The sequence below is a fragment of the Lysinibacillus sp. G4S2 genome (assembly GCF_030348505.1).
GTDB lineage: Bacteria > Bacillota > Bacilli > Bacillales_A > Planococcaceae > Lysinibacillus.
The window spans coordinates 4374459-4396235 of the sequence record NZ_JAUCFJ010000002.1; the positions used below are offsets into that span (position 1 = coordinate 4374459).

Annotated in this window: 23 protein-coding genes and 1 riboswitch; of the genes, 6 read left to right on the top strand and 17 right to left on the bottom strand. The window is 38.2% G+C overall.

Features of this window, described 5'->3' with window-relative positions:
* The first annotated feature begins 133 nt into the window (after positions 1–133).
* Genes QUF91_RS22335 through QUF91_RS22355 form a run of 5 tightly spaced genes read left to right on the top strand, consistent with a single transcriptional unit; the run spans position 134 to position 924 of the window.
* Complete coding sequence (locus tag QUF91_RS22335) at positions 134–271, top strand: hypothetical protein (protein WP_289419362.1); 138 nt, start codon at positions 134–136, stop codon at positions 269–271.
* Entirely contained in the window at positions 268–414 is a 147-nt protein-coding gene (locus QUF91_RS22340) for a hypothetical protein (protein ID WP_289419363.1), read from the top strand. The genes QUF91_RS22335 and QUF91_RS22340 overlap by 4 nt, the downstream gene beginning before the upstream one ends.
* Positions 411–581, top strand: coding sequence for a hypothetical protein (locus QUF91_RS22345; protein ID WP_289419364.1), 171 nt, complete (start codon positions 411–413; stop codon positions 579–581). The genes QUF91_RS22340 and QUF91_RS22345 overlap by 4 nt, the downstream gene beginning before the upstream one ends.
* Entirely contained in the window at positions 578–742 is a 165-nt protein-coding gene (locus QUF91_RS22350) for a hypothetical protein (RefSeq protein WP_289419365.1), read from the top strand. Before QUF91_RS22345 ends, QUF91_RS22350 begins: the two co-directional genes overlap by 4 nt.
* Entirely contained in the window at positions 739–924 is a 186-nt protein-coding gene (locus QUF91_RS22355; RefSeq protein ID WP_289419366.1) for a hypothetical protein, read from the top strand. Before QUF91_RS22350 ends, QUF91_RS22355 begins: the two co-directional genes overlap by 4 nt.
* Before the next feature lie 6 nt (positions 925–930).
* Here the strand turns inward: QUF91_RS22355 and QUF91_RS22360 are convergent, their stop codons facing one another.
* The 17 genes from QUF91_RS22360 to QUF91_RS22440 form a co-directional block, all read right to left on the bottom strand.
* Positions 931–2094 (bottom strand): dicarboxylate/amino acid:cation symporter, encoded by a 1164-nt coding sequence (locus QUF91_RS22360; RefSeq protein WP_285398912.1) that lies wholly within the window; start codon positions 2092–2094, stop codon positions 931–933.
* 398 nt (positions 2095–2492) lie between these two features.
* On the bottom strand, positions 2493–5672 hold the full coding sequence (locus QUF91_RS22365; RefSeq protein ID WP_289419367.1) for a hypothetical protein: 3180 nt from the start codon (positions 5670–5672) through the stop codon (positions 2493–2495).
* Positions 5669–7093, bottom strand: coding sequence for a glycosyltransferase family 2 protein (locus QUF91_RS22370; protein ID WP_285398915.1), 1425 nt, complete (start codon positions 7091–7093; stop codon positions 5669–5671). The genes QUF91_RS22365 and QUF91_RS22370 overlap by 4 nt, the downstream gene beginning before the upstream one ends.
* Positions 7090–8136, bottom strand: a complete 1047-nt coding sequence (locus QUF91_RS22375) for a HEAT repeat domain-containing protein (protein ID WP_289419368.1) — start codon at positions 8134–8136, stop codon at positions 7090–7092. Before QUF91_RS22375 ends, QUF91_RS22370 begins: the two co-directional genes overlap by 4 nt.
* Entirely contained in the window at positions 8133–9017 is an 885-nt protein-coding gene (locus QUF91_RS22380; RefSeq protein WP_289419369.1) for a response regulator, read from the bottom strand. The genes QUF91_RS22375 and QUF91_RS22380 overlap by 4 nt, the downstream gene beginning before the upstream one ends.
* Before the next feature lie 449 nt (positions 9018–9466).
* Positions 9467–10318, bottom strand: a complete 852-nt coding sequence (locus tag QUF91_RS22385; protein ID WP_289419370.1) for a MetQ/NlpA family ABC transporter substrate-binding protein — start codon at positions 10316–10318, stop codon at positions 9467–9469.
* Positions 10319–10385: 67 nt separating this feature from the next.
* Positions 10386–11054 carry a methionine ABC transporter permease gene (locus QUF91_RS22390; RefSeq protein WP_289419371.1) on the bottom strand — a complete coding sequence of 223 codons (669 nt, stop codon included), beginning with the start codon at positions 11052–11054 and terminating at the stop codon, positions 10386–10388.
* Positions 11044–12072, bottom strand: coding sequence for a methionine ABC transporter ATP-binding protein (locus QUF91_RS22395; RefSeq protein ID WP_289419372.1), 1029 nt, complete (start codon positions 12070–12072; stop codon positions 11044–11046). Before QUF91_RS22395 ends, QUF91_RS22390 begins: the two co-directional genes overlap by 11 nt.
* A 109-nt stretch (positions 12073–12181) precedes the next feature.
* A riboswitch (SAM riboswitch) is annotated at positions 12182–12285 on the bottom strand.
* A gap of 62 nt (positions 12286–12347) precedes the next feature.
* Complete coding sequence (locus QUF91_RS22400; RefSeq protein ID WP_289419373.1) at positions 12348–12650, bottom strand: thioredoxin family protein; 303 nt, start codon at positions 12648–12650, stop codon at positions 12348–12350.
* A gap of 14 nt (positions 12651–12664) precedes the next feature.
* The gene (locus QUF91_RS22405; RefSeq protein WP_285398925.1) at positions 12665–13006 is read right to left on the bottom strand and encodes a toprim domain-containing protein; all 342 of its coding nucleotides are present in this window, start codon (positions 13004–13006) and stop codon (positions 12665–12667) included.
* A gap of 179 nt (positions 13007–13185) precedes the next feature.
* Entirely contained in the window at positions 13186–13566 is a 381-nt protein-coding gene (gcvH, locus tag QUF91_RS22410) for a glycine cleavage system protein GcvH (protein ID WP_289419374.1), read from the bottom strand.
* Positions 13567–13691: 125 nt separating this feature from the next.
* The gene (locus tag QUF91_RS22415) at positions 13692–14048 is read right to left on the bottom strand and encodes an arsenate reductase family protein (RefSeq protein WP_289419375.1); all 357 of its coding nucleotides are present in this window, start codon (positions 14046–14048) and stop codon (positions 13692–13694) included.
* A 198-nt stretch (positions 14049–14246) separates the two neighbouring features.
* Positions 14247–14837 (bottom strand): hypothetical protein, encoded by a 591-nt coding sequence (locus tag QUF91_RS22420; protein WP_289419376.1) that lies wholly within the window; start codon positions 14835–14837, stop codon positions 14247–14249.
* Entirely contained in the window at positions 14834–15262 is a 429-nt protein-coding gene (locus QUF91_RS22425; RefSeq protein ID WP_289419377.1) for a hypothetical protein, read from the bottom strand. Before QUF91_RS22425 ends, QUF91_RS22420 begins: the two co-directional genes overlap by 4 nt.
* Before the next feature lie 130 nt (positions 15263–15392).
* Positions 15393–17177, bottom strand: coding sequence for an acyl-CoA dehydrogenase family protein (locus QUF91_RS22430; protein ID WP_285399273.1), 1785 nt, complete (start codon positions 17175–17177; stop codon positions 15393–15395).
* Positions 17178–17327: 150 nt separating this feature from the next.
* Positions 17328–18500 carry an acetyl-CoA C-acetyltransferase gene (locus tag QUF91_RS22435; protein ID WP_285399274.1) on the bottom strand — a complete coding sequence of 391 codons (1173 nt, stop codon included), beginning with the start codon at positions 18498–18500 and terminating at the stop codon, positions 17328–17330.
* A 50-nt stretch (positions 18501–18550) separates the two neighbouring features.
* Positions 18551–20935, bottom strand: a complete 2385-nt coding sequence (locus tag QUF91_RS22440) for a 3-hydroxyacyl-CoA dehydrogenase/enoyl-CoA hydratase family protein (protein WP_289419378.1) — start codon at positions 20933–20935, stop codon at positions 18551–18553.
* Positions 20936–21355: 420 nt separating this feature from the next.
* On the opposite strand from QUF91_RS22440, the gene QUF91_RS22445 reads away from it, so the two are divergent.
* On the top strand, positions 21356–21673 hold the full coding sequence (locus tag QUF91_RS22445) for a thioredoxin family protein (RefSeq protein WP_289419379.1): 318 nt from the start codon (positions 21356–21358) through the stop codon (positions 21671–21673).
* Positions 21674–21777 lie beyond the last annotated feature (104 nt).

Genomic DNA, 21777 nt, shown 5'->3' on the forward strand with positions numbered 1-21777 from the left:
TTAATTATTAGAAATGTACTCGTTAGCTTTTTATCAATGGAATTAGCATTGAAGATTATCATCTAATATAGTTTTAGACTGCATTACGAACTTCTCAATTCCAATAAAAAAAATCGCCATTGCTGGCGATTTTTTGGGGCTTAAGTATATTCTATCCTTCAGATTGACTGTTCTATCCGGCATTTCGGCGGTTCTATCCACGGTTTTGGCTGTTCTATCCACGAATTTGGCGATCCTATCCACGATTTTGACGTTTCTATCCGCGCTTTGATAAATCTATCCTTCGCTTTGATGACCCTATCCGTCGCTGGACATTCTTTCCGTCGCTTTGATAATTCTATCCGTCGCTCAGGCGGTTCTTTCCGTCGCTTTGATGATCCTATCCGTCGCTGGACATTCTTTCCGTCGCTTTGATAATTCTATCCGTCGCTCTGGCTGTTCTTTCCGTCGCTTTGATGACCCTATCCGTCGCTGGACATTCTTTCCGTCGCTTTGATAATTCTATCCGTCGCTCTGGCTGTTCTTTCCGTCGCTTTGATGACCCTATCCGTCGCTGGCCATTCTTTCCGTCGCTTGGATGATTCTATCCGTCGCTCTGGCTGTTCTTTCCGTCGCTTTGATGATCCTATCCGTCGCTGGACATTCTTTCCGTCGCTTGGATGATTCTATCCGTCGCTCTGGCTGTTCTATCCGTCGCTTGGATGATTCTATCCGTCGCTGGACATTCTTTCCGTCGCTTTGATAATTCTATCCGTCGCTCTGGCGGTTCTTTCCGTCGCTTTGACGATTCTATCCGTCACTGGACATTCTTTCCGTCGCTCTGACTATTCTTTCCGTCGCTTTGATAATCCTATCCGTCGCTCTAGCAATTCTTCCGCCACTTGCAATCAATCCGTCACTCTGATAACCCTATCCCTAACCTGATATTTACTAATTCGTTTTTTTGTTAAAACGATCTACAATCATGGCTAATGCACCATCTCCAGTTACATTTGTAGCTGTACCGAAGCTATCTTGCGCTAGGTACAATGCTATCATAAGTGCAACCATTGTTTCGTCGAAGCCAAGCATTGTTTTTAATAAACCAATTGCTGCCATGACAGCTCCCCCTGGGACACCTGGTGCGGCAACCATTGTAATACCTAACATAAAAATAAAGCCTATATATTGTGCAAAGCTTATATCCATGCCGTTCATCATCATGACACCTAAAGAACATGTCACTAATGTAATCGTACTACCCGATAAATGAATAGTGGCAAACAGCGGGACTGTAAAATTCGCTACTTTTTCTGAAGCTCCTGCTTTTTTTGCTTGTTGTAACGTCACCGGAATCGTTGCTGCTGAAGATTGTGTGCCTAACGCTGTGAAATAGGCAGGCAACATAGTTCGAAGCAACATGAGTGGATTTTTCTTATTTAAAATTCCCGCAGCTGTATATTGCACTAGTAATATTACCCAATGCATCACAATTATTAGCACGAATACAATTGCGAAAACGGATAAGATTTTTGCTACTTGACCACCGAATGTCATGTTCAAGAAGATACCGAAAATATGGAATGGTAAAAGTGGAATAATAACAAACGAAATCAATTTTTCAATAATAATATTAAACTCTTCAAAGCCACGTTTCATAACATCACTTTGAACAGCGGCCATACCAATACCTACAATAAATGCAAAAATTAATGCCGCCATCACATCCATTATTGGCGGCATGTCAACTTTAAAGAATGCCTGCGCTAAAAATTCCTCAGGGTTTTTCATGCTTTCTATAGCACCATTTGAAATGAAATTAGGCAACACATTTCGCGCTACAAAAAAGGCGAGTATACCTGCAATGATTGTTGAGAAATAAGCAAAGAATGTTGCCAAACCTAATAGTTTTCCTGAGCCTTTTCCAAGCTGAGCAATGCCTGGAGCTATAAATGCAATAATAATAAGTGGTACAACAAAATTCAAAAAATTACCGAATAAACCATTAAATGTTGCAAATATACGTACAACTGGCTCTGGCATAAAGTTTCCAAGTATTACCGCCAATGAAATAGCGACAATAATTTTTGCCAATAGACCAAATTTAAGTTTCACTGTATTGTCCTCCTTAAAAAAACAACTGTCTTTTTCCGATGTAACATTAGTAATTTATCATAAACAGTTGCGAGAATATACAGTTTGTTAAATAGCCGGAATTGTAAAACATTTTTCTATTTTCAAATAGAAAAGCTCATCATCATAACATGTGGTTGATTTCCGTTCCGACTGGGAGCGTCCGATGAGCTGCTCGGCCCAAAAGGATGTTGGTCACGAAGGCGTTATCACAGGACGTGATGCTTTTAGCCTTCGTTCCTCTATTTGCTCGCGCCATGGTCTCATCCGTGACGCTAATCCCAAGGAGGAAGATCAACCTATAATGTCATCCACAACTTTTGATGATGAACCAAAAAAAGCTTAGAATAGGCAATAAAATCACCTATCCTAAGCTTCCATTAATACTCTTTAAATAGCTTTTGTAAAATATAATATGATTGTTTTAAACGTTCTTCATGCATAGGAGTTTGCCATTTTCCCCAAGAATACGCTGAGAGTGCAGGTAAGACATGGCTGTTTGTCTCTGGTAAAGATTTTACAACCTTGCCCTCTTTATCTACAAATACAGCACCAATATAAATATTATCTACTTTAGTTGAAGCAGACTTTCCATCTTTATATAAATCCCCCATAAACTCACGTTGACTAGGATCTTTTGCTTGAATTAGTAGCCAAGGGATTCGCAGCTCAATAACATTATCCTCTGTCCACGTATAGTCTACTAACGAATTATAATCTTTTGACTCCGGGTTGGCATTTCCTTGAAGCAGTTTCCCTGTTTCATAATAACTAAAGTCGGTAGTAATGTTTTGCTCTGGTAAGAATAGCTGTTTATTTAACACATAGTTAATCGGTGCAAACTTACCACTATTTATTGTGGGAACTGCCATACGCGGCGGAATCATATTTAAATTATGACCGTAAAAATAATCATAGAAATCATAGTATTCATCAATGACAACTCGTGAGTCTCCATTTTTATTTAATTCCACCATAAAATCTATACCATTTGAAAACGTCATATCTTTTATTGATGTCGCCGAAGTATTACCTTGATTTGGTACTACATCAAGTAAAATGCGCGGTGAAGCTTTTTCTAAAACATCACTTTTTAATTTTAAATACAAATATTTTTCATCATAATCGACAGCAAAATCTGTTGAATCAGAAGGTGAGGTATCATACATTTGCGTACCTTTCCACTCCTCTGTATTGCCGTCTACTTTTACTTTAAATCTATCAAAGCTTAGTAAACCAAATTGCTGTTCATTCGTTTGTGCATTGGACCAAAACGGTCGACGGTTTGGATCATCATAATCCATCGTATTCCACGTTCGCTTAAACCACTCGTCTTGCCATGTAAAGACAAGACCTCCCATCAAGCCTTCATGCATAATATCTTCAAATAAATGTTGTAGTGTTTCACCTTGTTCTTGTTCAGACATATGTCCCTGATTCCAGCCGTAAACATTTTCATGTGTCATACCGCGCGCTGCTGGTATTCCAAATTCTGCAATAAGAACTGGCATACGATGAGCTGCATGTAAGTCTTTTAAATATCCTGCATAACTATTTTTATTGCCCCGGAAATCTTTATAATTTAAATATTTTTGATCGAAGTTAAAGAAGTCAGGATAATATGGATAAACATGATAGGAAGCAAATTGACCTGGTGCCTGCATTTCACCCTTCGTGTAGATAACATTAGGATTTACCCCTACCAAATCTTCATCCTCAGAAGGTTCAGACGGATGGTCTAATATGTCCGTTGTTACCCAGTTGGTGAAACTCATTGGGCGCATCCAATTGTATTTGTCCTTCTCATAAACAGTAATAAGGTCCATTTGCTCTGCTAACCAATGCTCGAATGGTGAAGCATTCTTTGTTTCAAAATACGTCCCATTGTATTCGCCTATATTAACGTGTTTCTCATTCGTACCGACCACCATATGCGGATACCATTCAATGCCAAGCACCCAGCCAATCACATATTTCGAAACGTCAACGTCGTATAATCCAGAGGCGTGTCCTGGTACTGGCTTCACATAAGTATTCCCGTGGATAACATCTACCATTCGTTTCATTTCAAATTGAAAATCCTTCAAGGTCGCTTCATCGTAGGCATCTAGTGAATTAGCCAAGCCTTCTTCATTAATCCACACACCATGCAATATATACAGTGGTTTATCTGGGTTTTCTTCATTGTATTTAGCAAGTGCCCGGTAAAAACCTGGTGGGTGTAATGTGTATACACGAATCGTATTGGCATTCATTTCAGCAATTTGATTAAACCATCGATAGTACTCTTCTTCTGTAATAGCGGCCTCACCAGGGAATGCTCCTGGTTTCCCCATGCCGATATTAACGCCCTTAAATACGATTGGCTCCCATTTTCCATCACGTAAGATTTCAAACGACTCACCTTGAACACGTGCATTATAATTTAATTTTTCATGATTAACGTTTTCTTTAACCTCTTTTTGCTCAAACGTTTCAAAAATTTTATTCATTACTGGTATATAAATCGACCAATAAAATGAACTGTCTGCATACTTCTCTGCGTATTTATAGATGGTCGGTAAACCCTTTAGTTTATAGAAGGTTGGAACACGCGACACATCATTAAAGTCTCCAGCAAAATAATAGCTTGTCGTATTGCGTTTATCCTGTGAAACGATAGCCGCAAATTGCTGTGGAATATCGTTTTCCTCTAATAATTTTGCCCCTTCTTTTGTTAAGTCCCATTTATAATTAGCGAGAGCATCCTCGGCATATTTAGGTGTAATAATATCAAACCAATAGCCATACTTGGCACTAGCTGAGGTATTAAAGAATTTTTTCCCTTCTTCAGTAAATTGCACCTCAATACCTTCTGTCTTTACATGCTTGTCCATTTCTAGCACAATGAGCTTTTCTGTAATTTCATTAAATAGAAGAAAGCCTCCACCCTCATACGGCCAATTATCACCATGTTCATCTACGACCCATTGTGGAATTTCTGAATTTTTATGATAATCAAGCTCATCAAAATAACGCCCAATCCATCCAGACCATGAAATTCCTAAATAATCCTGTAGCTCTTTTCTAACTGCCTCTGATGTTGGTGAGGCAAATGTATTGAATTCAGCTATTAACATACTTTTCTTGTTGCTTGCTAAACGGGCTACTATGGACTGCCATTCATCCATTTCTAAGCCACCAACAATTTTTTCTGAGCGTTTACCTAGACGCTTTTCTTCATTTAAATCATCCTTATAAACACCATACGTATCGGCCAAATAAATAACATCATAATTACTATAGTCAGTTGGAAACTTTTTTTCTGACACACTTTTCGTTTCATCGTTTGGAATCGTACCATAGTAATTTTTTTGAACATCATATGGTTGATGATCCATCGTGTATTTATAATGATTTAAAAACCAATCCACACCTAAATGCTCCCGATATGTTTCATTCGGAACCGTTTTATCTAGAATCGCAACGTTCAGCGGTTTTTCATCGCTCAAATACCACCATGCTATAGGCGTGATAATAAGAACTAGAATGGCTATAATCCCTATATATATTCGCTTCATACATTTTTCTCCTTTTCAGCGATGCCGACACGCTTCATATTACCCCAATCGCTTTTTCTTAGCACAAACCGAATTAATCCCTCACAGCGCCATAAAAGAGTGAGTGGTCGATACCAAAAAATTTCTGTAAACGATAACAGTATCATTCGTAGTAGCTCTCTCTTTTTTGGATAAGTATTCAGGGCCCATGCCTCGAACAATACAGATGCTATTGAAAAAATAACACCATAAATGACGAAGAGTAGTAATAGCAAGATTGCTATTTCATAATAGATTTTCCCTAAGAAAAATGCTACAACGATATAAATATAACCACCTAGCTCAACAATTGGTCCAAGACATTCTACAAGCCAAAAGTATGGAAATGAGATGAATCCTAGCAAGCCATATTTAGGGTTCAACGTCATCTTTTTATGCTTCCAGAGGCTTTCAAACAATCCTTGATGCCAGCGTCTACGTTGATTACGTAACACCCCTAACGTCTGAGGTGCTTCGGTCCAACATACAGGGTCTGGTACAAATTCAATGCGTTTTTTTTCTTTTTTCTCTTTTATCAAACGGTGAATATTTACGACAAGCTCCATGTCTTCTCCAATAATATTCGTTGAATAACCGCCCGCTTCCACAGCCCATTTTTTCGAAAACACACTAAATGCTCCCGAAATAATAAGGACAAGATTAAATTTACTTAAAGCTATTCGCCCCATTAAAAACGCTCGTAAATATTCTATTACTTGCATGATTACTAAGTAATTATTTGGTAGGTGCGTTTCCGTAACGGAACCAAGCTGCATTTTTGCCCCATTGGCAATTCGAATATTTCCTCCTGCCGCAATCACTTCACCATCAGATAAAATAATCGGCTTCATCACACGAAGCAATGACTTTTCATCTAAAATTGAATCCCCATCAATCGAGCAAAAATAAGGATATTGAGAAACATTAATACCTACATTTAACGCATCAGCCTTACCACCATTTTCTTTATCTACTAAAATACAATTCTTATATATTTCAGATTCATAAATTCGTCTAATCTGTTTTGTAGGGATATTTGTACGAATAATTTTATCAACAGGCTTCATTTGGAAATGCTCGATGACGGTTTGAAGTGTATGATCCGTAGAACCATCATTGATGATAATAATTTCAGTTTGCGGATAGCGTAAATTCAACAATGAATAGACTGTATCAACAACGCCTATCTCTTCATTGTAAGCAGGGACAAGTAAGGATACTGGCTTTGAATAGAAGGCATCTATATGTGCATCATCATATTCTGAGGGATCTAATTTATAGCGTTTTCGCAAATCTAGCATAGCAATAACAAGCATTGTACAATATGAAACAATAACGAATAGCATATAAAACAGAATAACGCCGCCAAAGAACCACATACAATAATCTAAAAATACTTTCATTTGTTCCCCTGCTTTCTCACTACTGTTTCCTGTGCCATTTCTATTGCATATTGGTCATTTGAGGACTCCATAAATTGCTGTAATTTTACAATTCCTTCTCGATCTTCAGCGATTGTTTTAGCTGCCTGTGAACGTACCCACCAATTTTCATCCTGTAGGAGCTGTTCTAAATAAGTATAGGTATAATTTAGTGGCGCATGGTTAAAGATTTTTGCAACCATTAATCTTGCTTCCCACATATCTGATGTCACAAATGGAACATAAGGATCGATTTCATCAATTACACCAATTTCATAAAGCCCCTTCAATGCTCTTATTTTTATTTCTGGAAACTCATGTGTTAATAGCTGTTTTAACTTATCGATATATTGCATATTTCTTTTGACAGCCGCAGTATCAATTGCAGCAAATTGAATATTCTTTGTCCAGCTATCAAAGTCTTCAAATAATCGAATAAATACGTCATCCTCTAACAATACAAATAATCTTCTATATTCGCTTTCTGAATAATTAACTTCTGGTTCTTTAATTTTTTCGATAAACAATTCTGGTTGGAAGAGAGAGTATATTTTTAATAGCTGAAAAAATTCCTCCTCCGAAATTTTTGTTTTCTCAAACTGTTGGCAAGTATCTAGTAGCTCCTCAATCCGTAAATCCGCAATGCGATATAAAGCATTCATCCTAATGCTCCATCGTTTACTTGATAGATCCTTTTCATAAAACTTTTTTAAATAGAGATTAGAAAATTCTTTTATTTTATGGTTAACTTTTACATTCATAATATTTTTTAAATATGATGAAAAAATCATTTCAATAGCTGCTACTTGAGCACGCCCACGAGGGACAAGCACTATAGAAAAAATCTCATCGTTGATTAAATAGTTGTACCAGTGCTGTGAATAGTTTTGTAAATAAGTATCACGAGTTTTTACAAAACGAATTTCCCGCTGGCGCTGAAAAAGTAAATACATCGTAAATAAAAATAGGATTACTAATAAAACGACGATTACTGCTAAAAGAAAAGAAATCGACAGCTTCATCATAGCCAAAACCTCGCAAAAGTTCGCTTAATTTTCGCTTCTAGCAAACGCAAATTAAATGGTTTGACGATATATTCATCGACGCCACCTTCATACGCATTAAGTGTCGCTCCTTCTGAATTTCGTTCCGACATCATATAAATAATGAATTTTTTCTCATTTGGCATGTTGCGCAAAATATGCAATATCTCTAAGCCGTTTTTACGTGGTAAAATATCGTTCATCACAATTAAATGCATATGGCCCGTTTTATAGCTATCGGACTGTAAAAAACTATAGCCATCTTCATAGGTCGACACTTCTAAAGTAAAATGAGGGATGTCTAAGTGATTGAGCGTCGTTTCCAGTACTTTTCTAAAGATTGCATTTTGTTCAATAATACTTACCTTTACTTGCTCCGTTGGTTGTACACTATAATCTGTAACCTGTTCTATTGACCAAGTAGGCTGATCCTCATTTGCTAGTTTCTGCTTATTTGTATCTAACAGAGCTTCAAAGCTAACATTGTTATTTCTTATTTCAGTAATTGAGGCCTTCAAGGCTATTTGCTTAAATTCCCTTTCTTGCTTTAAAATCGCAAAAATCCGTTTTAAAAATGCCTTTGCCTCCACATCACTACTTTGTAGAAAAAATATTCCCCAATGTACTCCGTCTGCTAATTGGAAAAGTAAATCTGTTTTTCGTATTTTTGATTTTAAAAAAGCTGAAATTTGATTCTTCACTTGATTACGTTCTATATCAGTTCCTTGTGAGGAATTAGCTAATTTAAAAAAGACAGCAGTCATTGTTAAACGCGAGCGAATAACACTCTCACGTAAAATTTCAAAATAACCCTTCACTTCATGCTCTTGTAAGATGTCTTCTGCAATGATTAATTTATTCATTTGTTATCACTCCAGTTGATGTAAAATATATATTTCATTGTCTTTTATTTATTTTGGCCCTTCATCAAAATTGAGTATACATTCCACTCCGAGAGAGGTCATTAGATTTCACCTACGTTATGCTCGTAAGAACCTGAAGGCAAAGCAAAGGTTCACTCACCTTCCTCTGCTCCATGTGTTTCAAACCAACAATTTTTTTAAATCAAGAACAGTCTTTAGTACCGATTCATTATTCCCCTATAATTTTTTAATCTATATACACAACAACTATAGTAATAAAGATCACTGAACATATGCTATACAAAAAATATGGTAACTTAAAATATATTATAATTTTGCCACAAACTACAGAAGAAGATTACTTTCGATTAAAAGTTATATTTTTCTGATCTTTTTTATGCAAAAAAAGGGCATGTAAGCTTTAATACTTACATACCCTTTTGATAAAATTATTTAACTGGAACAACTGAGCCTTTCCATTTTTCAACGATGAAGTCTTGGATTTCTTTAGATTTTAATACTTCTACTAACTTTTTAATTTCTGGTTTTGTTTCATCACCAGCACGTACAGCAATAATGTTTACATATGGAGATTCTTTATCTTCAAGAGAAATAGAATCTTCCATTGGATTTAGTCCGTTGTCGATTGCGTAGTTAGAATTGATAAGGACTGCATCACCTTCATTATTTTCATACATTTGTACAAGCATTTCAGGAGCTGTATTTGCGTCGAATTTGAAGTTTTTAGGATTTTCTTCGATATCTTTAAGTTCAGCAGCTGTTTTATCTACCCCATCCTTAAGTTTAATTAAGCCCTTAGCTTCTAATAATGAAAGCATACGCCCGTGGTCTGAAACAGAGTTAGAAAGTAAAATTGTTGCACCCTCTGGTAGATCCTCAAGTGATTTATATTTTTTAGAGTAGATACCGATTGGTTCAATGTGAATGGCACCAGCATTTACAAAGTCATAGCCATTTTCTTTCATGCTAAGCTCTAAGAAAGGTAGGTGTTGGAAATAGTTTGCATCAAGTTCACCTGATTCTAAATGTTGGTTCGGTAATACATAGTCTTGATATGTTTCAATTTTAAGATCAATACCTTCTTTAGCTAAAATCGGTTTTGCTTTTTCTAGAATAACCGCGTGAGGTACATTAGAAGCACCTACTTTTAATGTTACGTTTTCTTTACTATCTGATTTATCACCAGATGATGAGCTTGTATCTTCTTTTTTACCAGCACCACAAGCAGCTAAAGCTAGTACAAGTACTGATAAGAATAATCCTGCTAATAATTTCTTCATTGTATTACACTCCTTTTATCTTGTTTAAATATGTTAATGGTATAAAACCAAAATAACTCTGTAATTTTTAGCGTTTATCGGTTTTAGTTGTAATCATATCGCCAATCCATTGGATGATAAATACAACTACTAAGATTAAAATAGTCGCCATTAATGTCACATCTGGGTGATTACGTTGGAAACCGTCTAAGTAAGCTACATCCCCTAGACCGCCTGCACCGATAATTCCTGCCATCGCAGTATAGCCAACAAGTGCTACGGCAGTAACTGTAATACCTGAAATAAGTGCTGGTAACGATTCTGGAATTAATACTTTCCAAATAATCGTTGACGTTTTAGCGCCCATTGAACGAGCTGCTTCAATAACACCCTTATCAATTTCACGTAATGCAATTAATACCATTCGTGCATAGAATGGTGCAGCACCAATAATTAATGCTGGTAAAGCTGCGTTTGCTCCGCGAATTGTGCCAAGTAACAATTTCGTAAATGGAATTAATAAAATGATTAATACGATGAATGGAATCGAACGGAAAATGTTAACAATCGAACTTGTTAAAAAGTTAACAATTTTATTCGCCCATAGTTGGTTTGGACTTGATAAAAATAATAAGATCCCAATCGCTAATCCAAGAATAAATGTGATAACTGTAGAAATTGTTGTCATGTACAATGTTTGATACGTAGCTTCCCACATTTTTTCCCAGTCGACATTCGGAAAGAGACTAGTTAGCATTTGCAATCACCTCCGTTTGTACTTCGACTGTATTTAAGTAGGTAAGTGCATCCGCAATATTCGCCTTCGAGCCGTCTATTTGCACAATAAGTGTGCCGTACGCACCATTTTTCGTTTGCGAAATATTCCCATGTACAATACTTACTTCCACATCAAACTGTTTCACAAGATGTGAAATTACAGGCTGTTCTGTTTTTTCGCCTACAAAAACTAGTTTGACAAGTTGTCCAGTAGGGTAATTTGCTTTAATTTGTGCCACTGTTTCCTGTGTTTCTTTCGTATCTGTAATTTGAGAAACGAATTTTTTCGTAATGGCAGCTTGTGGAGCTTGGAATACTTGTAATACTTCACCGCGCTCTACAATTTCTCCGGCTTCCATAACCGCTACACGATGACAAATTTTGCGAATAACGTGCATTTCATGTGTAATTAATACGATCGTTAGACCTAATCGTTCATTAATATCGACAAGTAGATCAAGGATAGCATCTGTTGTCTCCGGATCGAGTGCAGATGTTGCCTCATCACATAACAATACCTCTGGATTATTAGCAAGGGCGCGAGCGATACCTACACGTTGCTTTTGTCCCCCTGATAGCTGTGATGGATACGCCTTAGCGCGCCCCCCTAAGCCAACAAGTGTGATCAATTCATTCACTCGCGCTTCACGTTGTGCCTTTGGAACACCTGCGATTTCTAGTGGGAAAGCGATATTTTCCTCAACAGTTCTAGACCAAAGTAAATTAAAATGCTGGAAAATCATACTGACCTTTTGTCTAGCATCTCTGAGCTTTTGCCCCTTTATAGATGAAAATTCTTGATTGTTAACCGTCACCGTACCAGATGTAGGTTTTTCTAAACCGTTTAATAAGCGAATCATCGTACTTTTACCAGCGCCACTATAGCCGATAATGCCAAAAATTTCACCTTTGTTAATAGAAAGGTTGACGTCTTTGACTGCTGTTAATTCGCCATTCGCAGTTTTGTATTTCTTCGTAATATTTTGCAGCTGGATCATAGCGAATTCTCCTTTTCTCATATCCGTGTCACCCGCTGAAGGAAGTAAAAAAACCCCTTCACTTTATAGACAAGTAGAAGGGGTCACGTAACTTATACGCTAAACCGTTCTCTCATCTGTCAAAGATAAATCTTTGGGTGATTTGGCACCTTTTCACTTTGTGATGGTTGCCGGGCTTCATAGGGCACTTCCCTCCGCCACTCTTTATAAGAGTTCGATATATTTATATTTTTTAATATATTCGTACTTTACCACGCGAGTAAAGCTCCGTCAATTTATTTTTTTAATAATTCGTATAAAAATGGTACGGATTGAAAGGCATAAACCTTTTCTATCACTTTTTTGCCATCACAAACGAGTAAACATGGTACACTTTCGATTTTATTATCAAAAGCTATGTGCTCTATAAAATTAATATTCGCTTTACCAACCTGTAAATGTGGTAGTAATTGCTCGACAATCGTCATCATTTTCGAGGCAACTGTACACGTTCCACACATAGGTGTATATAAATAAAAGGCAGCCTTTTCACCGGACTGTACAGCCGTGTCCCACTGCTCTTTTGACCATTCTTCCATCTTTTCACGCAACCTTACAAAATATATTTATTATGGATTGAGAAGTGTGCACGAAGCAATATCATCGCTAACACCTTTCTCGGAGTTGTCTCAACTTCCTTATATGTCGGCATCGTACGTAAATGCTCAGCCTCTGGATAATGTCTGTCCATTAATGCCCGTAGCTTATCACCCGATGTATCTGCATCAAAGAATGTATAAAGCTCACAGCCCTCATATGGATCCAGTAACTCTTCTAATTGATGAACTCCAATTGTACCATTCGTACAAAGGATTATAACATCTTCACTTAAAATAGGTTTAATTTGAAGTTTATCCGAACGCCCTTCGACAATTAAGCATTTTCCCTCGAACATCACGCCACCCCCATTAGACATATCCCTTATGCTCATTATATCCATAACACTCTGTCGATGATCATATAAGACACCCATTGATAAGGGACTTCAAGTGTATTCTTCTCCCAACGTGGTGGAAGGAATGAAGATAATAAAAAACGCCGGTGATTTCCGACGTTTTTTTATTAGGGCTTGTCTTATTCAGCAATCATTTCATCGTATTGCTCAGCTGTCATAAGTTTTTCAACTTCTGATGCATCAGCAGGCTCTACAACGATCATCCATGCTTTTTCATATGGTGATTCATTAACGAATTCTGGGCTATCTTCTAAATCTGCATTTACTTCAACTACTGTACCTGAGATTGGTGCGTATAATTCAGAAACTGTTTTTACAGATTCTACACTACCGAATGGATCATCTGTTTTGATTTCGTCGCCAACTTGTGGAAGCTCAACGAAAACGATATCTCCAAGTTCAGATTGTGCGAAGTGAGAAATACCGATACGTACTTTACCATCTTCTAATTTTACCCATTCATGCTCTTCAGAGTAACGTAAGTCTTTTGGTGTGCTCATGCAAAAACCCCTCCATAAATATGTAATATATTCATCTTCAGTGTGCCATACTTCTACCATAAAAACAAGAATCAATTATGCCTCAGCATAATTCCGTGACATGCGCTGAAAGAAGTTAAAAGCGGTTATTTCCAAGCTTGCTCAAAATCTGATTCTTTAAACCCTAAAGTAACTTTTTTTCCATCTGTTACGATCGGACGTTTAATCAACATACCATCTGAAGCAAGCAGTTCAAGCTGCTCCTCCTCAGGCATTTCAGCTAGCTTATCCTTCAAACCAAGCTCACGATATTTCATACCAGAAGTATTGAAAAATTTCTTTAATGGCAACCCACTCGCTTGCCATAAGCTTGTTAATTCGTCCTTTGTAGGCGGTTGTTCGACAATGTGTACCTCTTCATATGAAATCTCATTTTCATCTAGCCATTTTTGAGCTTTTTTACAAGTAGTACATTTCGGATAATGAATAAATTGAATCGTCATTTAAAGGCTCCTCTACTATCGTTTTCAGGGCGCTAAATTTTCAGCGTCTCCCTCATTTGTCTGTAGTATACCATCATAACCGTTACGAACCAAAATGAAACAATTAATAGCTCATCACTTCAATAGCGTAGGGTTGATTTCCGTTCCGGCTGAGGGCTTTCCTGTTGGGGCGTCCAGCTGGAACGGAAATCAATCAATTCATATAGCGTGTATTTTCTTACATGTCGCAACAACATGGTTTGCTCTGTGCGTCAGCGTAGTGTCAGCAACAACATAGTTTTGTCCGTGCGAAAGCGCAGCGTCAGCTACAACATGGTTTTGTCTGTGCGAAAGCGCAGCGTCAGCTACAACATGGTTTTGTCCGTGCGAAAGCGCAGCGTCAGCAACAACATGGTTTTGTCCGTGCGAAAGCGCAGCGTCAGCTACAACATGGTTTTGTCCGTGCGAAAGCGCAGCGTCAGCTACAACATGGTTTTGTCCGTGCGAAAGCGCAGCGTCAGTTACAACTGGAGCGGAGGTAATTTCTCGTTGCTCCAAAATGCCGATCGCTGATAAATTGCTGAGAATCGCTGATAACTTCATGGGAATCGCTGATAAATTGCCGGGATCGCTGATAACTTCATGGGAATCGCTGATAAATTGCCGAGTATCGCTGATAACTTCATGGGAATCGCTGATAAATTGCTGGGATCCGCTGATAACATCATGAATCGCTGATAAATTGCCGAGTATCGCTGATAACTTCTTGTAAATCGCTGATAAATTGCCGAGTATCGCTGATAACATCATGGTAATCGCTGATAAATTGCCGGGATCGCTGATAACTTCATGGTAATCGCTGATAAATTGCCGAGTATCGCTGATAACATCATGAAAATCGCTGATAAATTGCCGAGAAGCGCTGATAACATCATGAAAATCGCTGATAAATTGCCGAGAAGCGCTGATAACATCATGAAAATCGCTGATAAATTGCCGAGAAGCGCTGATAACATCATGAAAATCGCTGATAAATTGCCGGGATCGCTGATAACTTCATGGATATCGCTGATAAATTGCCGAGTATCGCTGATAACATCATGGAAATCGCTGATAAAATTTCTAGTACCGCCGATAACTTCATGAATCGCTGATAAATTGCCGAGAAGCTCGCGCCCAGACGGAACGGAAAACCCCCTCGTTTTGTCGAAGAGCCCTACTTTTATTTCCAACAAAAAACCTAGCTATCACACCTCGATGGATAGCTAGGTTTTTTTGCTATATCAATTATGCCTTGGCATAATTGCGTCCGGAATCGGCTTTGTGCTTGTGCAAAGCCGATTCCGTGACACCCGCTGAAAAAAGTTAAACTACAAATTTTTCTGCTTCAATCAATTTAACAGAAGCTTCGCGTTTCTTCGCGATTAAGTTGTATGGGTTGTTGCGAGTTAACTTACGTAGTGCAGACAATGTCATGCGTGCCGCATCGCCGTCTGCTGAAGCAAGAATCGTATCTTTAGCTTCTTTTTCAATTTCTGCAAATGCTTCTTGGCAGAAGATTTGAGTGTAAAGTAATTTTTGATGCGCTTTCTCAGCACCGTCACGAGCAATCGCTTTTTCTGTACGTAATACAGCTGATTCCATAGCGAATAGTTGGTTTGCGATATTTGCAATATTCACCAATACTTCTTGCTCTTGATCGAGCTTCGCGCCGTAGCGTTGTGCAGCTAAACCTGCTGCTAATACAGCAATTTTCTTCGCATTTTTCACAAGATATTTTTCTTGTGCTAGCGGCTCTGTTCCTACATCCTCAGGCATTAACATGAGAAGCTCTTGTTGTAGATTTTGAGCGACTTGTAGTAATGGCAATTCACCTTTTAATGCCTTTTTCATAAATGTACCTGGTACAATCATGCGGTTAATTTCATTTGTTCCTTCAAAAATACGATTAATACGAGAATCACGATAAATACGTTCTACTTCATATTCAGCCATAAAGCCGTAACCACCGTGTAATTGAACCGCTTCATCTGCAATGTAATCTAAAGTCTCAGAACCAAATACTTTCGCAATAGAACATTCAATAGCATACTCTGCAATTGCACCAGCAATAACTTTCCCTTGTTTTTGCTCATCTGGGCTTAGCTGACTTAAACGATCCTCAAATAATCCTACTGTACGATAATTTAATGATTCAGATGCATATAATTGTGAAGCCATTGTCGATAATTTTTCTTTTGTTAGGTTGAAATCAGACAGCTTCGTTTTAAATTGCTGACGCTGATTTGTATATTTAATAGCTAGCTCTAGTGCACGTTTCGAACCACCAATTGTTCCAACACCTAGTTTATAGCGACCGATATTTAAAATATTAAAGGCAATAACGTGTCCGCGTCCCACTTCACCTAATAGGTTTTCTACAGGTACTTCTGCATCTTCAAGTACTAATGTACGTGTTGATGAAGATTTGATCCCCATTTTTTTCTCTTCTGGGCCAACCGAAACACCTTTGTAAGCGCGTTCTACGATAAATGCTGTGAATTTTTCGCCATCAATTTTTGTATAGACAACAAATACATCTGCAAAGCCTGCATTTGTAATCCATTGCTTTTCACCATTTAAAATATAATGCGTACCTGCATCATTTAACTTCGCCGTCGTTTTTGCACCTAATGCATCAGAACCTGAACCTGGCTCTGTTAATGCGTAAGCAGCAATTAATTCACCTGACGCAAGCTTTGGTAAATACTTTTTCTTTTGATCTTCATTTCCGAAAAGTACGATTGGTAAAGAACCAATACCTACGTGTGCACCGTGCGTAATAGAGAAGCCACCAGCAACAGACATTTTTTCTGCGATTAATGCAGAAGAAACTTTGTCTAATTCTAGACCCTCATATTCTTCAGGTACATCTGCACCTAGTAAGCCAAGCTCACCTGCGCTTTTTAGTAGACGAACCGAATGCTCAAATTCATGGTTTTCTAATTTTTCAACGACTGGTAACACTTCATTTGCTACATACTCTTCAGTTGTTTTAGCAATCATCTTATGCTCATCTGTGAAATCTTCTGGTGTAAATACACGATCTAATTCCACATCTTCAATAATAAATCCGCCGCCTTTAATGAAATCCGTTGTTTTTTCTGTCATTCTAAATTCCTCCCTATGCATCTATTATTAATGGCTTTTCTTCCCCGATATATAGAAAAGCTTGAAGTACTTTGTCCGGAGGCAACCAGAAACGTCGCACTCCAAGCTGATCTAGCAAACTGTTATCATAAAATCTTTAGATTTAATGAACTATAGAATTTCAAATACTCCTGCAGCACCCATTCCGCCGCCAATACACATTGTCACGACACCGTATTTCTTACCTTGACGCTTCATTTCATGAATAAGCTTTAATGTTAAAATGGCTCCTGTTGCACCGAGTGGGTGACCAACGGCAATTGCTCCACCATTGACATTTACTTTATTTTGATCGATGCCTAAATGACGTACGACCTGTAAGGATTGTGATGCAAATGCTTCGTTAATTTCCCAAAGATCAATGTCATCTATTGATAAACCTGCAATTTCAAGTGCTTTAGGTACTGCCACGATTGGACCAATACCCATCACCTCAGGAGGTACACCGCCAACTGCAAAGCCTAAAAACTTCGCCATTGGTGTAAGCCCTTGCTTTTCAGCCTCCTCACGGTCCATCACAAGTACTGCTGCTGCACCATCAGAAGTTTGAGAAGCATTACCAGCTGTAACACTGCCCTTTACATGGAAGGCTGGACGAAGCTTCGCTAAACCTTCTACAGATGTACCTGGACGTACACCTTCATCCATGCTAAAAGTGAATTTTTTCACTTGTGGTTTATTGTTGTCATCCACATAATGCTGCTCCACTTCGATTGGTACGATTTCATCAATGAATTTTCCTTCTTTAATCGCTTTTTCTGCAAGCTCGTGTGAACGAACAGCAAATGCATCCTGATCCTCTCGACTTACATTGTACTGACGCGCCACTTCCTCAGCTGTGTGCCCCATCCCCATATAATATTGAGGAGCAGTTTCTGCTAAAGTCGGATTTAAGCGAGGTGTATTACCTACCATTGGCACCATACTCATAGACTCGACGCCACCAGCAACAATCGCCTTAGAGTGTCCTAGCATAATCCGCTCTGCTGCAAAAGCAATTGCTTGTAATCCCGATGAACAGAATCTATTAATTGTTAGTGCTGGTGTTGTATCTGGTAGCCCAGCAAGCGCTCCAATATTACGTGCTACGTTCATGCCTTGCTCAGCTTCTGGCATTGCACATCCTAAAATTAAATCGTCAATCGGACCTTCATAGCCTGCTCTTTTTAATGTTTCTTTAACAACAACCGCTCCAAAATCATCTGGTCTAACTGTTGCTAAAGAACCCTTCTTCGCTTTTCCAATCGGAGTTCGTGCTCCTGCTACAATAACGGCTTCACGCATCGTATTAATCCCCCTTTGTTTCATGTGCAAGTATGATTACAGTCTTGAAATTAGTTACGCAGTGGTTTTCCCTTTAAAAGCATGTGCTGCATTCTTTGTTGAGATAACGGATCTGCAACTAAGCTTAGGAATGCCTCACGCTCTAGATTTAATAGGTATTGCTCATCTACTAATGTGCCATATGGAACTTTACCACCAGCTATAACATATGCTAATTTTTTAGCGATTTTTAAATCGTGCTCACTAATAAAGCCTGATTCAAACATTCCTTGCGCACCGATGAGTAGCGTACCGTAGCCTGTTGCTCCGACTACAGGAACTTTCGCAGGTACAGGTGCTTGATAGCCTGCCTCATAAAGTGCTAGTGCTGCTTGCTTTGCATCATGTAGTTGGTGATCTGGGTTAACAGAAATCCCGTCTGCAAAGTTTAAGAAGTTATTGTCACGCGCTTCTTCACCAGATGTCGAAACTTTTGCCATCGCAATTGTTTCAAATACTTTATTAGCAATATGTTGATAGTCTACCTCAACGCCATTTGGTAAGCCTTTGAGGAATTTTTGGTACAGCGCCTTATTACCGCCACCGCCTGGAATTAATCCAACGCCGACTTCTACTAAGCCCATATACGTTTCCATTGTTGCTTGGATATGTGCAGCTGGTAAGCAGACCTCCGAACCCCCGCCAAGTGTCATGCTAAAAGGTGCTGCCACAACTGGTTTGCGAGAATATTTAATCTTTTGCATAGCACCTTGGAACGCTTTGATAACGAAGTCTAATTCAAAAACATTATCATCCTGCGCTTCTACTAAAATCATTCCTAGATTAGCACCAACACAGAAGTTTTTCCCTTGGTTACCGATGACTAAGCCTTTATAGTTAGCTTCTACTTCATCGATCGCATAGTTAATCATTTGAATAATGTCTAAGCCTATTGCATTTGATTGTGAATGGAATTCAAGTAATGCAATTCCGTCACCTAAATCTATTAAGCTAGCACCTGTATTTGATTTAATAACGCCATGTTTTTTCTTATAGCGTTTTAAGTTAATTTCCTTTTCATTAACTGGCACTTTAACGTATTCAGAGCCATTATAGTATGCTAGGTCACCATCAATTTCCGAATAGAAAGTGTCAAAGCCGCTTGCTAACATATCTTTGACAAATGCTGGTACCTCACGTCCTTCAGACTCCATTTTAGCTACGGATTCTTTCACACCAATTGCATCCCAAATTTCGAATGGACCTTGCTGCCAGCCGAAGCCCCATTTCATGGCATTGTCAATCGCAACAATATCATCAGCAATTTCACCATGTAACTGTGCTGAATAAATTAACGTTGGAGCGAAAACACCCCATAATAACTCTCCCGTACGATCCTTAGCATATGTTAATGCTTTCACTTTATTTGCTAATCCACGAGTTTGTTTTGCCATCTCGATAGAAGGTGTTTTTAATTTTTTCACTGGGCTATACTCTAATGTGTTTGGATCAATTTCAAGTATTTCCTTGCCTTGCTTTAAGAAGAAACCTTGACCAGATTTTGCTCCTAGCCAGCCGTTTGTAACCATTTTTTGCAGGAATTCTGGTACTGCAAATACTTGCTGCTCTTCACCTGTTGTTTGATCATAGACGTTTTTAGCCACGTGGATAAATGTATCTAAACCAACTACATCCAAAGTTCGGAAGGTTGCAGATTTTGGACGCCCGATTAGTGGACCCGTTACAGAATCTACCTCGCCAACTGAGTAACCACCATTCATCATTTCTTGTAAAGTGATTAGTAAACCATACGTTCCAATTCGGTTGGCAATGAAGTTTGGTGTATCCTTAGCAAGTACAACACCTTTCCCAAGCACATCTTCGCCAAATGTTTTCATAAAGCTTACAACCTCTGGCGCTGTTGTGTTTGCTGGAATGACTTCCAGCAGTTTTAAATAACGAGGCGGGTTGAAAAAGTGCGTTCCCAGGAAATGCTTTTGAAAATCTTCTGAACGCCCTTCTGCCATTGCATTTATGCTTATGCCAGATGTGTTTGAACTAATAATTGTTCCAGGCGCACGTACTGCATCAATTTTTTCATATAGGCTTTGTTTAATCGCTAAATTTTCAACGACAACTTCGATGATCCAATCTACATCTTTTAATTTCTCTAAATCGTCCTCAAAGTTACCAACTGTTAGTAGTGATAAATTTTTCTTAGAAGTAAGTGGTGCCGGCTTTTGCTTTAATAACTTTTGAAGAGCTCCGTTTACGATACGATTTCTTACTGCAGGATGCTCTAAAGAAAGATTCTTTGCTTCTTCCTCTTTTGTTAGTTCCTTCGGCGCAATGTCTAATAATAATGTTGGAATACCGATGTTTGCTAAATGTGCTGCAATTCCAGAGCCCATTACCCCAGAACCTAGAACAGCTGCTTTTTTAATGTTGTAAGTCACAAGCAATTCCCCCTTATTCTCCCATTGAATGAATAGCCATTCATTTTTTGACCAAAAAAATATCAAGTTTACCTTAGTGTATTTTTGTCCAGATTTTGAATTGATCTAGCTCAATTCAAGTTTAACGCGTGGCGTATTCTGTGACATACGACTGAGGCTTATCTTTGTTCAGCTACCATTCTGATTTAGAGGTACACATCTTCTGCTGAATAAAGATAAAACTACTTTTTCTGTTTTTAGTGTAGAATATTTTGTTTAATTTAGCAATCTTTTTTCACTAATTATTTTTGCAATATACAACTTATTTCGTTTTTTACGAGCGAAAATAAGACAATAAGTAGATATCAATTATTCCAAACAGAAAACTTTCAGGTTGCGATAAAAATGTGTAGAATGGAAAGCGAGGAGAGTGAAATACTAATGAAAACAATTACAACTGCTGACCAATTTAATGAACTGATCTCAGGTGATCAAAAAGTGCTAGTGAAATTTTACGCTGGATGGTGCCCAGATTGCACACGCATGGATATGTTCATCGATCCAATTATCGAAGAGTACAGCCAATATGACTGGTACGAACTTAATCGCGATGAGCTTCCAGAAATTGCGGATAAATATGATGTAATGGGTATTCCAAGCCTACTAATTTTCCAAAACGGTGAAAAATTAGCACACTTACATAGTGCCAATGCTAAATCACCTCAGCAAGTTACAGATTTCTTATCTGCACAACAATAATTAGCTAGGCTAAAACAGCAATGAAAAGCTTCTAATTTGTGGCGAAAGCGAAAGCGTCGGCCGCAAGTTACAGATTTCTTATCGGCAAAAAAGAGCTGCATTTC